This window comes from Janthinobacterium sp. J1-1, from assembly GCF_030944405.1.
Classification (GTDB): Bacteria; Pseudomonadota; Gammaproteobacteria; order Burkholderiales; family Burkholderiaceae_D; genus Janthinobacterium.
In genome coordinates this window covers 909,803-924,442 of the sequence record NZ_CP132339.1, presented here as the reverse complement: position 1 = coordinate 924,442, position 14,640 = coordinate 909,803, and the positions used below count along the sequence as shown (strand labels likewise).

Genomic DNA, 14,640 nt, shown 5'->3' with positions numbered 1-14,640 from the left:
TGGCGCTTATTCGGCCACATCGAGCCCGCGCTCGATCATGCCTTCGACATACGCGCTCAGATACTGTTCCAGCGCCGGGCCGGACAGCACGTTGGCCGTCAGCGCGCCGTGCGGCGAACCCTTCAGCACGCCGTCGTGGTAGACGCGGGCGATCCAGCCGACGTCGCTGCCGGGCGTGTACTCGAGTTCATAGTCGAACGATTCTCCGCTGACCTTGCGGGTGTAGTTTTCCTTGATCAATGCCATCTGGTACAGCCTTTCTTTGACGAATTAACTTGGGTGCGGATCGGGGACCGGATCATCCTGCGGCACCGGATGGACCGGGCCAGGCCGGTGGCCCGGGCTCGTATCGGGCTCGGGCACCGGTTGCGGATCGTCGACCGGCGCCGGGTCGGGCGCGCGGTGCGCTTCAATGGCATAGCTTGTCATGGCAGGCCTCCGTTGGCGAACAGGCAAAGGAAGACCATACCACGACTCGCTGGCCGCCGCCCCTTATTGGCCGTCCCTGGCTGCCACTGGCGTGCGCGGGGCGGCGTTTTTCACGTATTTTTCCAGCCATTTGTTGCTTTCATACAGCATGTGCATGATCGATTCGCGCGCGCGGTAGGCGTGGCTTTCGTTGGGCAACATCACCAGGCGGGCCGTGCCGCCCAGGCCCTTGATGGCCTGGAACATCCGCTCGCTCTGGATCGGGAAGGTACCCGAATTGTTGTCCTGCTCGCCATGGATCATCAGCAGCGCGTCCTTGATCTTGTCGGCGTAGTTAAACGGCGACATGGCCTGGTACACCGTCTGCGCCTGCCAGAATGGCCGGTCTTCCGACTGGAAGCCGAACGGCGTCAGGGTGCGGTTGTAGGCGCCGCTGCGGGCAATGCCGGCGCGGAACAGCCGCGTATGGGCCAGCAGGTTGCCGGTCATAAAGGCGCCATACGAGTGGCCGCCAATGGCAATGCGGTCGCGGTCCGCCACGCCACGGCGCACCACCTCGTCGACAGCCGCTTCGGCGTCGGCCACCAGCTGCGGCAGATAGGTGTCGTTCGGCTCCTGTTCGCCATTGCCCACGATAGGGAAGGACGGATTGTCGAGCACGGCGTAACCCATGGACAGGAAAGCGGCCGGACCCCAGTAGCTGACGGCATTGAATTTGTACGGCGAGCCCTTGGTCTGGCTGGCGGCGCTGGCCGTCTTGAATTCCTGCGGGTAGGCCCACATCAGGGTCGGCAGCGGGCCGTCGCGTTTCACGTCATAGTTGGGTGGCAGCATCAGGGTCGCCGTCAGGTCGACACAGTCGGCGCGCTTGTAGCGGATCAGTTCCTTTTGCACGTCTTTCAGTTGCGGCAGCGGATGCGGGAAATGCGTCAGCGGCGTCAACGCGGTCGCGCCCGGTTTCAGATTGCGCACATAGTAGTTCGGCTGCTCGGTCGGCGATTCGCGCGTCGACAGGAAACGGCCGCCGTCTTCGTCCAGCACGGCCACCACGTTTTCATAGTAGGGCGCGGCGCTCTGGAACAGGCGTTCCTTTTTCTTCGACACCAGGTCCAGGCGGTCGATAAAGGGACGGTCGCCGTCCTTCGAGGCGCCGGCGCCGTCGAGCAGGATAGTGCCGTCCGCGGCGATCAGGATGCGCGGCAAGCCGGCCGCATCGGCCCGCATCACGGGCTGGCCCGGATCGTTGTAGCGGTCCTCGAACGAACCCGAATACACCAGGTCGCCCGGCGTGCCGGCTTCAACCGATGGTTGATCCGGCTTGATGCGCCATTGCTTGACGGCGCGCGTCTTGTACCACGCTTCGCTCAACAGGGCCAGGTCGCCACGGCCCCAGGCGATGCCGCCGTAGCGCGAAGCGAGCTTGGCCAGCACGCCAGGCTGGGCCGTGAACGGCGCGGCCTGGGTGTAGACGATGTCGCGGATCTCGGCGTTCTTCGCCGGGTCGCCGCCATCCTGCGCTTCGGCCCACACCAGGGTGGCCGGCGCATCGACGCGCCAGCTGACCTTGCGCACGCCGGGCGAGACGGCGTCATTACCCGGTGGCAGGCCTTCCTCCAGCGGCAGGGTGGCCACCAGATGCACCACCTTGCCGGCCAGGTCGCGCACTTCGATCTTGCTGCCGAAGTCGCGCGCCGGCACGATGTAGGAGTACGGACGTTCGATGGTTTCCGTCAGCAGATACTTGCCGCCCGGCGCCACGGTGGCGCGCGAGTACGCACCGGGCTGGCCCACCAGGCGCTGCTTGCCGGTGACGTCCAGCAAGGCCAGCTGCACCGTGATGTAGTGTTCGAACAGCTGCGCGTCCTGCTCGTTTTTCAGCAGGTCGGGATAGGTGCGCAATTGCTTGACGGCGCCGCCAGGCAGGCTGTCCTGGATGGCCGGGCCGGTCGGAATGCCGTTCACGGCGGGCGCCGCGCCCAGCTTGGCCGGTTTCAGCTGCACCAGCAAGGTCTTGCTGTCTGGCATCCACGAAAAGCCGCGGCCGGACACGCCGGACAAAGGCTGGCTGGACAGCTTGCGCGCGACCTTGCTCTGCACGTCAAGCAGCCACAGTTCCACGCCGGATTCCTTGACGCCCTTGGCGGCGTCGGCATACACCACATTGCTGAACGCCAGGTAGCGCTGGTCGGGCGACCAGGCCAGGTCGGCGATGCGCGGCGCCGCCGGCAGGCCGCTGACCTTGAGTTCTTTTTGCGTGTCGATATCGAGCAGGCCCAGCCCCGTGTAAAAACTGAAACGGCTGGCGGAATAGGTGCGCGGGTTGATGCGCAGGCCGGCCAGTTTCAATTCCGGTTGCGCCACTTCGCTGATGCTGGGCAAGGAAGGCGTGGGCAGCATGGCCGCCAGGTTGCGTTTCGGGCTCAGGCTCAGGGTGGGCGCGCGCGGCGCATCGACGATGGCTTGCAGGGCAGCCGGTGGCTGTTGATAGCCGCCGGTCTGGGCGGTGGCCATGGAGGAAGCGGCGATCAGGCCGACGGTAACAGGCAGCAAGGGAAAACGGGGTGACATGGCGCTCCAATGAGGGTCTATGAAGAGAGGCGGTGGCCCAGCGCGCTCGCTCGTGGCGGCGCCCTGTGACAGGGCATAGTGCTGACCCGCCATCAAAATGTCAATAAGCAACATTTCATCACCGGCCATGGCCATGGCGATCTGGCTTACAATCGTTGTTTTACCGTTCGCTCATCATCCATGGAAACCACCACCCTCGCCCTGCTGTTCCTGGTCCCGCTGCTGGTCTGGCGCATCTATTCGCGCCTGAAAAAACTGGTGGCGCGCCAGAAGTCGCAGCTGTGGCGGCACCGCCTGGTGGCGTTCGGCGTTCCCGCGCTGATCGTGTTCCTGGCAACGACGACCAAGTTCGAGATCCTGCCGCTGTCGAGCCTGGGCGCCGGCGTGCTGGCCGGCGGCTGGCTGGGCGTGCTGGGCATCAAGCTGACCCGCTTCGAACAGGTCGGCAAAGATTATTATTTCACCCAGCACCGCTACCTGGGCCTGGCCATCACCATGCTGTTCATCGCCCGCCTGCTGTACCGCGGCATGGAAATCTACCTGAACACGCGCCTGGACGTGCCGGTGCCGCCACCGCCGTTCGGCCAGAGCCCGCTGACCATGGCCGCCTACGGCATGGTCACCGGCTACTACGCCGCTTACGCCTGGGGCCTGCTGCGCTGGCGCCAGCGCAACAAGCCCTTGGAAGCGGCCCGGTAAACAACCCGCTCAGAAGGCGTGGCTGATGCCGGCGCTGGCGGCACGGTCGCCTGTGCCCGCTTCGATCGAGTTGCCCACCGTATAGCTGGCGCCGTTGCGGTTGTCGATGCGGGCATAGACCGCGTACAGGCTGGTGCGCTTCGACAAGCTGTAGCGGTAGCCCAGCGCCACCTGGCTGGCATCCTGGTTGCGCGCCGTCCGGTCATCCTTGCGCAAGTATGAGGCCAGCAGCGCATGGGGCCCGAACGGCACCGTCAGGCCCAGCATCGCATCGCGGCTGTCGGCCGAGGCCACCGGCGTGACGGCCCGGCCGAACGGGTTGGCGTTGTTGCGGAATGACGAACTGTTCAGGCCATGATTCGTGCCGTACAGCAGGTGGGCCCTGGCGACGCCGAAGTCATAGACGGCGGCCACCACCGCATTGCGGGCGTTGTCCGTGTTTTTCAGGGTCGCCGTGTCATTGTTGCGGTTGTGATAGCCGGCGCGCAGCTGCAGCGGCCCCGCCACATAGGCGACCGCGCCGCCGTACTGCCGGCCGGCCGCGCTGTCACCCGCCACCTCGCCGGGCGCCGCCACCAGTTCCACAGTCACGCCGGCCATGGCCGGCGACAGATACTTGAGCGTGTTGTCCATCCGGCTCGACGCATTGCCGCTGGTGGCGACAATATTCTTGATGTCGCCGACATGGCCGGCGCCAAACGGATCGGTGCTGGCCTTGACCAGGTATTCCGGCGTGTACTGGCGCCCCAGCAATAGCGTGCCGTAAGGGCTTTGCAGGCCGACATAGGCTTGCCGGCCGAACAGCAGGCTGCCCTGCCCCATGGCGCCCGTGTCGGACTGGAAACCATTTTCCAGCAGGAAGACGGCCGACCAGCCATTGCCCAGCTCTTCCTTTCCCCTGAAACCGAGGCGCGAGCCGGCCCCCACTCCGCTGCTGAGCTTGCTTACCGAGCAGGCGCTGCCGCCGCTCTCCTTGACGAGCGCCGTGTCCAGCAGGCCGTAGAGGGTGACGGCGCTCTGCGCGTGGGCGCTGCCGGCGATGGCGGCAGTGGCGATCAATGCCAGTGCGGCGCCTTGTTTTACTGTGTCAAGCATGTCATTTTCCTCAGATCAACGGTTGACGAGTTTCTTGGGCAGGCTCAGGGTGATCAGCGCGCCGACCACCGCAAAGCAGGCGATGAAATACACGCCGTTGTCGGTGCTGCCCGTCATGTCCTTGACCAGGCCGACGATATACGGGCTGAGGAAGCCGCCCAGGCCGCCCACGCAGTTGATCGCCGCCACGCCGGCCGCCATGCCCACGCCGGACAGGATCAGGCTGGAAATGCTGAACAGCATGGCCGTGGTGCTGTAGGCGCCCACCGCCGCTACCGACAGGGCCACCAGCGCCCAGCCCATGGAATCGTGCAGGGTGATGCTGCCCACCAGGCCCAGGCAGACGCAGGCAAACGGGCCCACCAGGTGCCAGCGGCGCTCGCGGGTCTGGTCCGAATGGCGGCCGATCAGATACATGCAGACGAATGCCGCGGTGAACGGCACCGCCGTGTACAGGCCCACGTGCATCACGTCGCCCACCTTCAGCTGCGACACCAGGGTCGGCAGCCAGAACGACACGCCGTACGAGCACACCGCCGAGCAGAAGCAGATGGCCGTCATTTTCCACACGCGCGGGTCCTTGAAGGTGGCCAGCAGCGAGACCGTCGAGGCGTCGCCCTTGTGACGTTCGCGGTCGGCTTCCAGGTCGGCCTCGATCGCCGCTTTTTCTTCCTTGCTCAGCCAGTTGGCGTCAGATGGACGGTCATCGAGGAACTTCAGGCACAGCAAGCCCAGCACCAGCGAAGGAATCGCTTCGATAATGAACATCCACTGCCATCCCGTCAGGCCGTGCAGGCCGTCGCTCATGCTGATGATGGTCCCCGACAGCGGTGCGCCGAGCATGCCCGACAACGGTACCGCGCCGACAAACAGGGCCACCATCTTGGCGCGGCGCGCCGACGGAAACCAGTAGGTCAGGTACAGGATCACGCCCGGATAAAAGCCCGCTTCGGCCACGCCCAGCAGGAAACGCAGGATGTAGAACTGGGTCGGCGTTTGCACGAAGGCAAAGCAGGCCGACACGAAGGCCCACAAGATCATGATGCGCGAGATGGTGCGCTTGGCGCCGATGCGCATCATCAGCAGGTTGCTCGGCACTTCGAAGATCAGGTAGCCGATGAAAAACAGGCCGGCGCCCAGGCCATACGCCGTTTCGCTGAAGCCCAGGTCATTGAGCATGTGCAGCTTGGCGAAACCGATATTGATGCGGTCCAGGTAGGCTGCCACATAGCACAGCATCAGGAAAGGCATGATGTGAAACGCCACCTTGCGGTAGACGGCGGCTTTCGGCGGCGCGTCCAGGGGGGCGGCCATGCTGAGGGTGGTCATAGTATTTCTCCCGTACATTTCATATCAATAGGTCACTGACCGCTGCCGGCTGGCAGCGGCCCCGTTCAGTCGATCTCGACTACCGCTTCGATCTCCACCGCCATGTTCGACGGCAGCGACGATGCTCCTGTTGCCATGCGTACATGCAAGCCCCGTTCCAGGAACACTTGCCGCATCAGGTCGGAAGCGCCGTCGAGCACCTTCGAGTGCTCGGCAAAGCCGGCGCCGGAGTTCACCACGCCCGCCAGGCGCAGCACGCGCACCACACGGCCCAGGTCGCCTCCACATGCGGACTTGAGCTGCGCGACCAGGTTCAGCGCACAGATGCGCGCCGCATCCCTGCCCTCGTCCACGCCGATGTCCACGCCGACCTGCCCGGCATGCATCATCTTGCCGTCCAGGCGCGGCCCCTGGCCGGCGATAAAGACCTGCTTGCCGCTGATCACCCAGGGCACATAACTGCCCCTGGCGATGCCCGGTGCCGGCAGGGTGATGCCCAGTTGCGCCAGGCGCGCCTCGATGGCCTGGCCGGCCGCCGACAGTGCAATATTGGTGCTTGCGCTCATTTCAATTGCCTCCAGTCGCCCTGGTCGCCCTTCCAGTTGATCGAATGGCCCATCGCGCGCATGACGCTGCCGCGCAGGCTGCGCACCATGCCTTCCCATTCGCGGATATGGATGCCGTCATTGGCCGGTTCGGGCGCCATAAACATGCCGTCCACGCCGCCATTGGCCACGCACAGCTCGGTGGCGCGCACTTCCAGTTCCGGCTCGTGGAACACCTGCGGGTTTTCCAACAGGGCCGACAGCGCGGCGATAATGCCGGTGGCGCCCCAGTTCGATACATTCGACACCACCAGCCAGTCGGCGGCCGTGGCCGCGCCGACGCCGCCACGCCCCGGAATGCCGCAATCGACCGCCTTGGGCGAAAAGGTCGGCAGCTCGGCGGCGATCACGCCCATGCCCAGTTCATTGCCGCCGTCGCCGATGCCCAGCGTCAGCACGCCTTGCGACTTGGCCTGGCGGAACAGATAGTCGAGATCGGCCACCATGCCGTCCAGCGGGCGCCCGCCCAGGCCGTGATACAGGCCGTTGACATTGCAGCCGGGACGCTCGATCGCCAGCAGCAGCGACGGCCGCGTGACGTCCAGCAGCGCATCGCTGATGCGGTGGCAGCCGGCATCGTCTTTCGGCACGGTCTTGATATAGACCGGACGCAGGAATTCCACCGGTTCGGCCTTGCCCGAGGCGGGCAGGTCGCGCGGCGACATGCCGGCGCCCATGCAGGTGGCCTTCATCATGCCGGCCCAGTCCTCGTCGACGACGATCACGGAAATGACGCCCAGGCCCATGAACAGCGCGCGCGCCAGCAGGGCCGCGCCCACCGGCCCGTCGGTTTCGGGCACGCCGCCGCCTTCGGGAAAGCCGGTGGCGATCAGCATCGGGGCGCCGGGATGGGCGCGCGCGGTGGCGACCAGGCGCTCGGCCGCGCCCATGCAGCAATAGCCGTCCTGATGCTGTTGCAGCGCGCCGTAGATCTTGCCGATCAGGCCGACGCCCGTATAGTCGAGCGTCATGAAACTGTCGATGGTGCGCGCCACGTTCTGGTAGCGCGTTGAATTTTTGTCGAGCATGGTCTGTTCCTGTGCAGAGGTGAAGGAAAGGAAGGGATTCAGGCTTGCAGGGTGGCGGCGTACAGGTCGGCGTCGACATTGCCGCCGCTCAGCATCACCACGATGGTCTTGCCCTGGAGATCGAGTTTGTTGGCCAGCACGGCCGCCAGGCCCACGGCGCCGCCCGGTTCGACCACCAGCTTCAGCTGGCTGAAGGCGACCCGCATGGCGTGGCGTACCTCGTCATCGGTCACCGTCAGGCTGCCAGCGAGCAACTCGCGGTTGACGGCAAAGGTCAGCTTGCCGGGCGTGGCCACTTGCAGCGCATCGCAGATCGACTGCGCCTCGGGCGGATTTTTTTCAGGCTGGCCACTGGCCAGCGAGCGCTGCAGTTCATTGAATTCAATCGGTTCCACCGCATACACGGCGGTGCTTGGCGACAGCGCGCGCACGGCCGAGGCCACGCCGGCCACCAGCCCGCCGCCGCTGCAGGCGGCCAGCACGGCGTCGACATGGATGCCGGCAGCCTGCGCGGCGTCGATGATTTCCAGGCCGACGGTGGCCTGGCCGGTCATGATGAACAGGTCGTCATATGGCGGCACGATCACCGCGCCGGTCGGCCCCGCGATCTCGCGGCCGATGGCTTCGCGGTCATCGGTCTTGCGGTCGTACAGGCGCACGGTGGCGCCGTTGTTGCGCGCGCCGTCGATCTTGGTCCTGGGTGCATCCTGCGGCATGATGATGGTGGCGGCGATGCCCAGCTGGCGTGCCACCGTCGAGATGGCCAGCGCATGGTTGCCCGAGGAAAACGCGACCACGCCGGCCTTTCTTTGTTCCTCGTTAAGCTGCAGCAGGCGGTTGCAGGCGCCGCGGAATTTGAACGAACCGGCCTTCTGCAAGACCTCGGCCTTGAACAGCACGCGCGCGCCGGTCAGCGCATTGATGCTGGCGCTTTCCAGCAGCGGGGTGACGATGGCATGCGGCGCGATGCGCTGTGCTGCGGCGCGGATATCGTCCAGTGACGGCGCGCCGATTTCCTTGAATTGTGGCATGAAGACTCCTTGATATAAACCGTTTGCGTACAGGCTTGCTGCCAGCCCGATGGTCTGCCATCGGGCTTGTGGACCACTATAAAAAGCCATGTACACTGCGTCCATCAAGAAATAAAATGCACGAGTCATCAAGAAAAACGAACACCCAAACTGGTGCACTGCACGATAAACGGCATGCCCATGGCGGTGTCCATCGGCACTCTTTTTCGGCTGCCGGCACGGCAAAATGCGTGCCTTCCTGGTGCAATCGATTCCCACTATTGGTGCAGAAAAAAAACATGAACAGTCGATTTTTAGAGACATTCGTCGAGCTCGCGCGCACGCCGCAGCTGCGGCGCGTGGCCGACCGCCTCCATTCCACGCCCAGCACGATCTCCATGCGCATCCGCAGCCTGGAAGAAGAACTGGGAGTGAAGCTGTTGAGAAAACGCAGAATGCGCTGGTGCTGACCGATACGGGACGGCGCTTGCAGCCCTACGCGGAAGCGGTGTTGAAAACGGTGGTGGAGCTGGCTGATGCGGCGCAACAATCGGAGGTGATTTCCGGCCGCATCCGGGCCGGCATTATCGAAACGGTCGTGCTGACCTTGCTGCCCGACTTTATGATGTTCATGCGGGAAAAGTATGCGGGCATCGATGTCGACCTGACGGTCGATATCACGACCAATCTGATCCGCCGCCTGGCCGATGGCGAACTCGATCTGATCATCTGCATCGGCGTCGACCCGATCGGGCCGCATTTCGTCACCGAGAATCTGCTGACCTTGCGTAATCTGTGGGTGTCAAAGCAAGGCTTGCTGCGCGAAGGCGCGGACATGTCGGAAATTTTCCGCCACCCGCTGATGACGCAAATCAGCAATTCCGCGCCGTACAACGCCACCGTCAGCCATATACAACAGATGGCGACCTCAAGCGCGATTCCGCTGGCGGACTTGCGCATCACCAGCACGCCGTCACTGGCGGCGCTGGTGTCGCTGGTCAAGGAAGGCCTGGGCGTGGCCGTGGTGCCCGGCCTGCTGGTCAAGGAAGAATTGCGCAACGGGAATCTGGTGCAACTGGCGCTGCCCGAACCGAAGCCGATGCTGCTGTCGCAGTGGCACATGATCGATGCGCGGCCCGTGATCCGCTATACGGCGGAAGCGGTACGGGCCATCTGCGCCAGCTATTTCCAGAAGAACGATTTGCGCGACCTGGCCCCCCTGGAAACCGAGGCCAGGGTGGTTTAGGTCAATACTCGCACAGCCCCGTGCAGCCGGTGACGGCCAGCGCCTGGCGGATGGTGGCCAGCGGCGCGGCCAGCGACGGATCCACACTGGGATAAGCTTCGGACAAACCGGACAGCAGCGCCTGGCGCAGTTCCGGCTTCATCATGGCCGCATGAACGGTGGCATGGCGCGCCGCCGCCTCGAGCATGGTTTTCTTTTGCGGCAGCTTCCAGTACGGCATGGCCACGAACTGCACCAGGCCCGCATAGGCCCGCGCCGAATTGACGCTGAAGTCGTGCAGGCGCGCCTTGCCGGCTTCCGTGGCGGCCTCTTCCGGCTTGGCCTGGCGTTCCGCCTCCATCAGGGTGACCAGGTGCGCATTGCAATCGATCACAAAGCCGAACAGCGCGCTCATTTCATCGCCATAACGGGCCAGGTTCCGCTCGACCTGCGCGCGCTGCGCCTCCTGCGACGACAGGCCGGCCAGACCGGCCTTCTGGTAATACCTGGCATAGTCGGTGACCTGGGTACAGATGCCGAGGCTGGTCTGCATATTGGCCAGCGGCGCTTCAGGCTGCGCGAACAGGCGCGGCCCGTCGGTGACGATGGCCAGCAGCGGCGCGACGGCCGGATCGCTCAGCTGCGGCAAGCCCTGCTCGGGCTTGGCGTGCAGCATCAGCACGGCATAGCGGTCATTGGCTTGCACGAAATCGGTGTAAGTACCCGCATGGGCGGCAGAGGCGGCGAACGCCGTGCCCAGGCACAGCAGACGAACAACACGGTGGATGGCAACAGGACTCACGGCGCTTCTTTCTATTTCTTGATTAAATAATTGCCGCGCAGCACGGGCGCCTCGCCCGTATTCTCGCTGCCACCCTCGACATTGCCGAAGTAGACGTTCAAGTCCTGGGTGGGGCGGAAATTGCGCAGTTTCACTTGCAAGGTGGTCGGATTAAGCTTGGTGAAGGTGCCGGGGAAGCACAGGCTGATCAGCTCGTCCGGCTTGCCCTTGACCAGGTTCAGGGTAAAGTCCTCGATGCCGTTCTTCCAGGTGTTACCGGTCTTCAGGATGTACGAGACCCACTTGGCGTTGACGAACCCGCTCTCGCCCTGCTTCTTGGCCAGCTTGTTCCAGCTCGCATAAAAGGCCTTGTCGCCGCAGTATTTCTGTTCGAATTCCTTGCCTTCGCCCAGGTAGGAGGCGCCGGGACCGGCCGCCACGAAGGGCGCATATTGATGGCGCACGCGCACCGTTTTACCGGCCGGGAATTTCTGCTTCCACTGGTAGACCACCGTCACGGACCAGGCCGGCACCCACTGTTCGTCGTCGGACAGCTTGGCCAGCAAGTCGTCGTCGATCAGCGTTTTTTTCTGTGCGGCGGTCAAGGGCTCCACCTTCCTGTCGAAGGGGCTGAACGACGGGAAATACGCCACCTGCTTGTCCGTCAGGCCCAGCGCTTTCAGGTGCGCCGTGACGTCCTTGCCGTCGCGTTTGGCGACCAGCACCGTCTGGTAGTCCTTGCGCTGGCCGTCGACCTCGATCGAAAACTGCTGCGGCTGGCCGTAATACGTGGGCGACGGATGATAGCCGGCCTCGTAGGCGGGCAGCGGGAAGATGATGGTCTCTTCCACGTCGCTTTTCGATTCGTTGAGGAACTCGTACTCGACCTTGATCAGGTCCGGGCTGACGGTCAGCACTTCCTTTTTCATGGCCACGGCATCGGTCTTGCCGACGATAATGCCGCCGGCGCTGACCGAGCCGATGCCGTCATTGGCCAGGGCACTGGCGGGAATGGCCAGTGCCACCAGCAGGCTGGCTACGCCACTTTGCCAGCGGCCGGTTCCTGGCGCCGCTGCAGTACGAATATCGGTTGCGCCCATTGCGTGTCCTTTTTCTTTTTGCTGGTAATCAAAGTCAGTTCCGATGGATCGTAGACGTCGGTATTGTGCGTCAGCGGCGTGGTCATCAAATACTGCGCTTCGGTGTTTTTCAGGAACTCGCCGACCAGCTGGATATTGCGGATATCGAGGTGGGCAAACGGTTCGTCGATAAACACGAAGCCGCCCGAGCCGCCTTCCGATTTCAGCAGGCCGATCAGCAGCACCAGCGACTTCATCACCTGCTGGCCGCCCGATGCTTCGCCATCGTTCATGCCGATGATACCTTTGCCGTCGAACTTGAAGCGCACGTGCAGGCCCGCCTGCGACAGCTGCACGTCGTCGTTTTCCAGGCGCACCGGGTCGGCATGCACTTCGATGCCGGCCAATTCCCCCAGCTCCTTGATGTTCTTGCTGTAGGTCTTGATGGTGTAGCGCAGCCGCTCCATATAGGCGCCACGCGCATTGCCCGTCGCTTCGATGGCACGGTTGTTCTGGTAGCGGCGCTCGTCCGTTTCGGACTGGCGGCCACTCAGTTGTTCCGACAGGCGGTGATGCTGGTCGATCACGGTGGCGTCCAGTTCCCAGTCGTCACGCGCCAGGCTGCTTTGCAGGCTGGACACGCGCAGGTCGACCTGGTGCGCATTCTGGTGTTCGGCCACCAGCGCGGCGCGGCGCGCGGGACGGCGCCAGCTGCGCGGCAAATGGCGCCAGGCGCGGCGCAGCGCCAGCAGGGCGCGCGCGTGGTCGGCGCGCTGTTCAATCTGCTTCTTGTAACCCAGGCGCGAACCGGCTTCCGCTTCGGACAAGGCCAGGCGCGCGTTCTGCCACACGGTGTCGGCGCGGGTGCGCGCCACGGTCGCGTTCTTGGTCAGGTTTTGCAACTCGCCCAAACGCCCACCCACGGTCAAACGCTCATCTTTCAACGGTTTCGAATTGCGCAGCGCTTCGGCGAATTCTTCCTGGCGCGCACTGAGTTCCTTGGCCGCGTCGACGCCGGCGATGCGTGCCTTCAGATTGCCCACTTCGGCCGCCAGCTTGGAGATGGCCAGGGTCAGCGTATCTTCCTGCGCTTCCAAACCAGGCAGGGAACGCAGCAGCGCTTCCAGGCGGCCGCTGCGGCCGGCCTGGCCGAAGCGGTAGCGCGACGCTTCGACGAACAGCGAGCGCCCGCCGCGGCGTTCGCGGTGATAGGCCTCGGGCGTGATCCACTCGTCGTGGTTGCCCAGCTTGAAACCGGCTTCGACCGAATCGACGCGCGCGATGCGCGACAGCTGTTCGATCAGCCAGGACGGCACGGGCGCGGAAAATTTTACTACCGCCAGCAGGCTGTCATCCTTGGTCACGGGCGCGGTGACCAGTTCCGGCACGATAAAGTGGCGGTAGCGCTCTTTCTCTGCCAGGCGGTAGGCGGCCGGGCCATCCTTGGCCTTGTCCAGCAGCACCACCGACGCATAGCCACCCAATATACCTTCGACGGCGCCCTGCCAGCGGCTGTCCGTCACTTCGACGATATCGGACAGCATGACGTGGCCGATGCCCGCGTCGCGCAGCGCGCGGCGCATGCCGCGTACATTGTCCGGCTCCGGCATGGCCGTCTTGCCCTGCAGCGCGGCAATCGTCGCCTGCTCGCCGGCGATGCGCGCCGACAGCGCATCGCGCTGCTGGCGCTGCTGCAGCAAGGCCGCTTCCTGCTGCTCCAGCTGGGCGGCCACGGCGGCGATATCGCTGCCCGAATCGGCCGCCAGCTTTTGCAGGCGCTCCTTCTGTTCCAGCAGGCTGTCGAGCGGTTTCAGTTTCGCGTTGATCAGCCCGAGGCGGCTCTGCAGGCCGATCGACTCCTGCTCCAGCAGGGTCTCGTTCATCTGCGCGTCGGACAGGGCTTTCGCCTGCGCCGCCAGCGCATGGCGCTTGTCGGCCAGCAGCGGGTCGTTCAGCGCCATCGGTTTGCGCGCGTCGCGCAATTGCCGGCTGGCGGCGGCCGCTTTTTCGCGCGCCTCGTGGTACTGCAGGCTGGGCAGCACTTCCTCGAGCAGGTTGCGCCGTTCCTTGTGCAGGCCTTCCCACTGATGGTAATTGGCCACGCGCAGGCGCAGGCCTTCCAGGTTGGTTTTTGATGCTTCCAGTTCCGTTTCGAAACGCTTCAGTTCCACTTCCGTGTCGCGCTGGTGGCGTTTCGCTTCGTCGTAGGCGTCCAGCACTTCCTTGTCGCCGAACACCTGGAACACCAGGTCGAGCAGCTGGCGTGGCGCGTATTCGCACAATTTGTCCGTCTCGCCCTGCTCCAGCGCCAGCACTTTCGACATGGCCGGCGACAGGCCGGCATTGGCCAGGCGCTTGCGGTAGTTTTCCACGCCCAGCCAGTCGTTCGCATCGGAAATATCTTCGATCTGCACATTGCCCGGACGCATCAGATACTGGCGCTTCCAGTCGCCGCCGTTCTTCTGGATCTGGCAGAACAGGGTCACTTCATCGTCGCTGAAAAAGCCCGAGCTGCGAAATGGCCGGTTCGACAGTTGCTTGCCCACGTTGCGGTTGTCGACCACGGCGCGCAGCCAGGCCGTCTGCTGGCCCGAGTGGCGCGCATAGTGTTTATAGGTGCGGCCCATTGAGCAGTCGAGGCCGAACAGGGTGCGCAAGGCGTCGAGCAAGGTGGTCTTGCCGGAACCGTTCTGGCCGGCGATCGTGATGATCTTGGCGTCGAGCGGAATATTCTTGATGCGCTGCCAGTAATCCCAGTGCACCAGTTCAAGTGATTTGATATGAAACATGGC

At 64.2% G+C, this 14,640-nt stretch carries 13 protein-coding genes; 3 read left to right on the top strand and 10 right to left on the bottom strand.

All coding sequences use genetic code 11. The features are described 5' to 3' along the window. Window positions 1-6: 6 nt before the first annotated feature. On the bottom strand, window positions 7-246 hold the full coding sequence (locus tag Q8L25_RS04165) for a hypothetical protein (RefSeq protein ID WP_308923679.1): 240 nt from the start codon (window positions 244-246) through the stop codon (window positions 7-9). Window positions 247-492: 246 nt separating this feature from the next. After that, entirely contained in the window at window positions 493-2,997 is a 2,505-nt protein-coding gene (locus Q8L25_RS04160) for a prolyl oligopeptidase family serine peptidase (RefSeq protein ID WP_308923678.1), read from the bottom strand. Window positions 2,998-3,177: 180 nt separating this feature from the next. Between Q8L25_RS04160 and Q8L25_RS04155 the strand changes: the two genes are divergently transcribed. Next, the gene (locus tag Q8L25_RS04155) at window positions 3,178-3,696 is read left to right on the top strand and encodes a hypothetical protein (protein ID WP_308923677.1); all 519 of its coding nucleotides are present in this window, start codon (window positions 3,178-3,180) and stop codon (window positions 3,694-3,696) included. 9 nt (window positions 3,697-3,705) lie between these two features. Here the strand turns inward: Q8L25_RS04155 and Q8L25_RS04150 are convergent, their stop codons facing one another. The 5 genes from Q8L25_RS04150 to Q8L25_RS04130 all read right to left on the bottom strand — a co-directional run bounded on the left by Q8L25_RS04150 (window position 3,706) and on the right by Q8L25_RS04130 (window position 8,784). Continuing rightward, the gene (locus tag Q8L25_RS04150) at window positions 3,706-4,791 is read right to left on the bottom strand and encodes a porin (protein ID WP_308923676.1); all 1,086 of its coding nucleotides are present in this window, start codon (window positions 4,789-4,791) and stop codon (window positions 3,706-3,708) included. A gap of 15 nt (window positions 4,792-4,806) precedes the next feature. Continuing rightward, entirely contained in the window at window positions 4,807-6,120 is a 1,314-nt protein-coding gene (locus Q8L25_RS04145) for an MFS transporter (RefSeq protein WP_308923675.1), read from the bottom strand. Between the two features lie 65 nt (window positions 6,121-6,185). Beyond that, window positions 6,186-6,686: a RidA family protein gene (locus Q8L25_RS04140; RefSeq protein ID WP_308923674.1), complete on the bottom strand. Its 501-nt coding sequence runs from the start codon at window positions 6,684-6,686 to the stop codon at window positions 6,186-6,188. Then, window positions 6,683-7,753 (bottom strand): DUF4392 domain-containing protein, encoded by a 1,071-nt coding sequence (locus Q8L25_RS04135; RefSeq protein ID WP_308923673.1) that lies wholly within the window; start codon window positions 7,751-7,753, stop codon window positions 6,683-6,685. The genes Q8L25_RS04140 and Q8L25_RS04135 overlap by 4 nt, the downstream gene beginning before the upstream one ends. Before the next feature lie 38 nt (window positions 7,754-7,791). Beyond that, window positions 7,792-8,784 (bottom strand): threonine/serine dehydratase, encoded by a 993-nt coding sequence (locus Q8L25_RS04130; protein ID WP_308923672.1) that lies wholly within the window; start codon window positions 8,782-8,784, stop codon window positions 7,792-7,794. A gap of 116 nt (window positions 8,785-8,900) precedes the next feature. Here Q8L25_RS04130 and Q8L25_RS04125 point away from each other — a divergent pair, with 116 nt between their 5' ends. Together Q8L25_RS04125 and Q8L25_RS04120 are read left to right on the top strand one after the other, a co-directional pair. Then, window positions 8,901-9,233, top strand: coding sequence for a LysR family transcriptional regulator (locus Q8L25_RS04125; RefSeq protein WP_308923671.1), 333 nt, complete (start codon window positions 8,901-8,903; stop codon window positions 9,231-9,233). Next, a complete protein-coding gene (locus Q8L25_RS04120) occupies window positions 9,227-10,009 on the top strand; it encodes a substrate-binding domain-containing protein (RefSeq protein WP_308923670.1) in 783 nt (260 codons plus the stop codon). The genes Q8L25_RS04125 and Q8L25_RS04120 overlap by 7 nt, the downstream gene beginning before the upstream one ends. Before the next feature lies 1 nt (window position 10,010). On the opposite strand, the gene Q8L25_RS04115 is transcribed toward Q8L25_RS04120, so the two are convergent. The 3 genes from Q8L25_RS04115 to Q8L25_RS04105 are packed head-to-tail and all read right to left on the bottom strand — an operon-like array spanning window position 10,011 to window position 14,637. Beyond that, the gene (locus Q8L25_RS04115) at window positions 10,011-10,790 is read right to left on the bottom strand and encodes a hypothetical protein (protein WP_308923669.1); all 780 of its coding nucleotides are present in this window, start codon (window positions 10,788-10,790) and stop codon (window positions 10,011-10,013) included. A gap of 11 nt (window positions 10,791-10,801) precedes the next feature. Next, entirely contained in the window at window positions 10,802-11,869 is a 1,068-nt protein-coding gene (locus tag Q8L25_RS04110) for a DUF4424 family protein (protein WP_308923668.1), read from the bottom strand. Then, window positions 11,806-14,637 (bottom strand): ATP-binding protein, encoded by a 2,832-nt coding sequence (locus Q8L25_RS04105; RefSeq protein ID WP_308923667.1) that lies wholly within the window; start codon window positions 14,635-14,637, stop codon window positions 11,806-11,808. The genes Q8L25_RS04110 and Q8L25_RS04105 overlap by 64 nt, the downstream gene beginning before the upstream one ends. Window positions 14,638-14,640 lie beyond the last annotated feature (3 nt).

Coding starts and splice junctions, on each gene's coding strand:
- Q8L25_RS04145 (WP_308923675.1), bottom strand. CDS start 6,120: ATGACCACCCTCAGCATGGCCGCCCCCCTGGACGCGCCGCCGAAAGCC.
- Q8L25_RS04105 (WP_308923667.1), bottom strand. CDS start 14,637: ATGTTTCATATCAAATCACTTGAACTGGTGCACTGGGATTACTGGCAG.
- Q8L25_RS04110 (WP_308923668.1), bottom strand. CDS start 11,869: ATGGGCGCAACCGATATTCGTACTGCAGCGGCGCCAGGAACCGGCCGC.
- Q8L25_RS04150 (WP_308923676.1), bottom strand. CDS start 4,791: ATGCTTGACACAGTAAAACAAGGCGCCGCACTGGCATTGATCGCCACT.
- Q8L25_RS04155 (WP_308923677.1), top strand. CDS start 3,178: ATGGAAACCACCACCCTCGCCCTGCTGTTCCTGGTCCCGCTGCTGGTC.
- Q8L25_RS04130 (WP_308923672.1), bottom strand. CDS start 8,784: ATGCCACAATTCAAGGAAATCGGCGCGCCGTCACTGGACGATATCCGC.
- Q8L25_RS04135 (WP_308923673.1), bottom strand. CDS start 7,753: ATGCTCGACAAAAATTCAACGCGCTACCAGAACGTGGCGCGCACCATC.
- Q8L25_RS04125 (WP_308923671.1), top strand. CDS start 8,901: ATGCACGAGTCATCAAGAAAAACGAACACCCAAACTGGTGCACTGCAC.
- Q8L25_RS04160 (WP_308923678.1), bottom strand. CDS start 2,997: ATGTCACCCCGTTTTCCCTTGCTGCCTGTTACCGTCGGCCTGATCGCC.
- Q8L25_RS04140 (WP_308923674.1), bottom strand. CDS start 6,686: ATGAGCGCAAGCACCAATATTGCACTGTCGGCGGCCGGCCAGGCCATC.
- Q8L25_RS04165 (WP_308923679.1), bottom strand. CDS start 246: ATGGCATTGATCAAGGAAAACTACACCCGCAAGGTCAGCGGAGAATCG.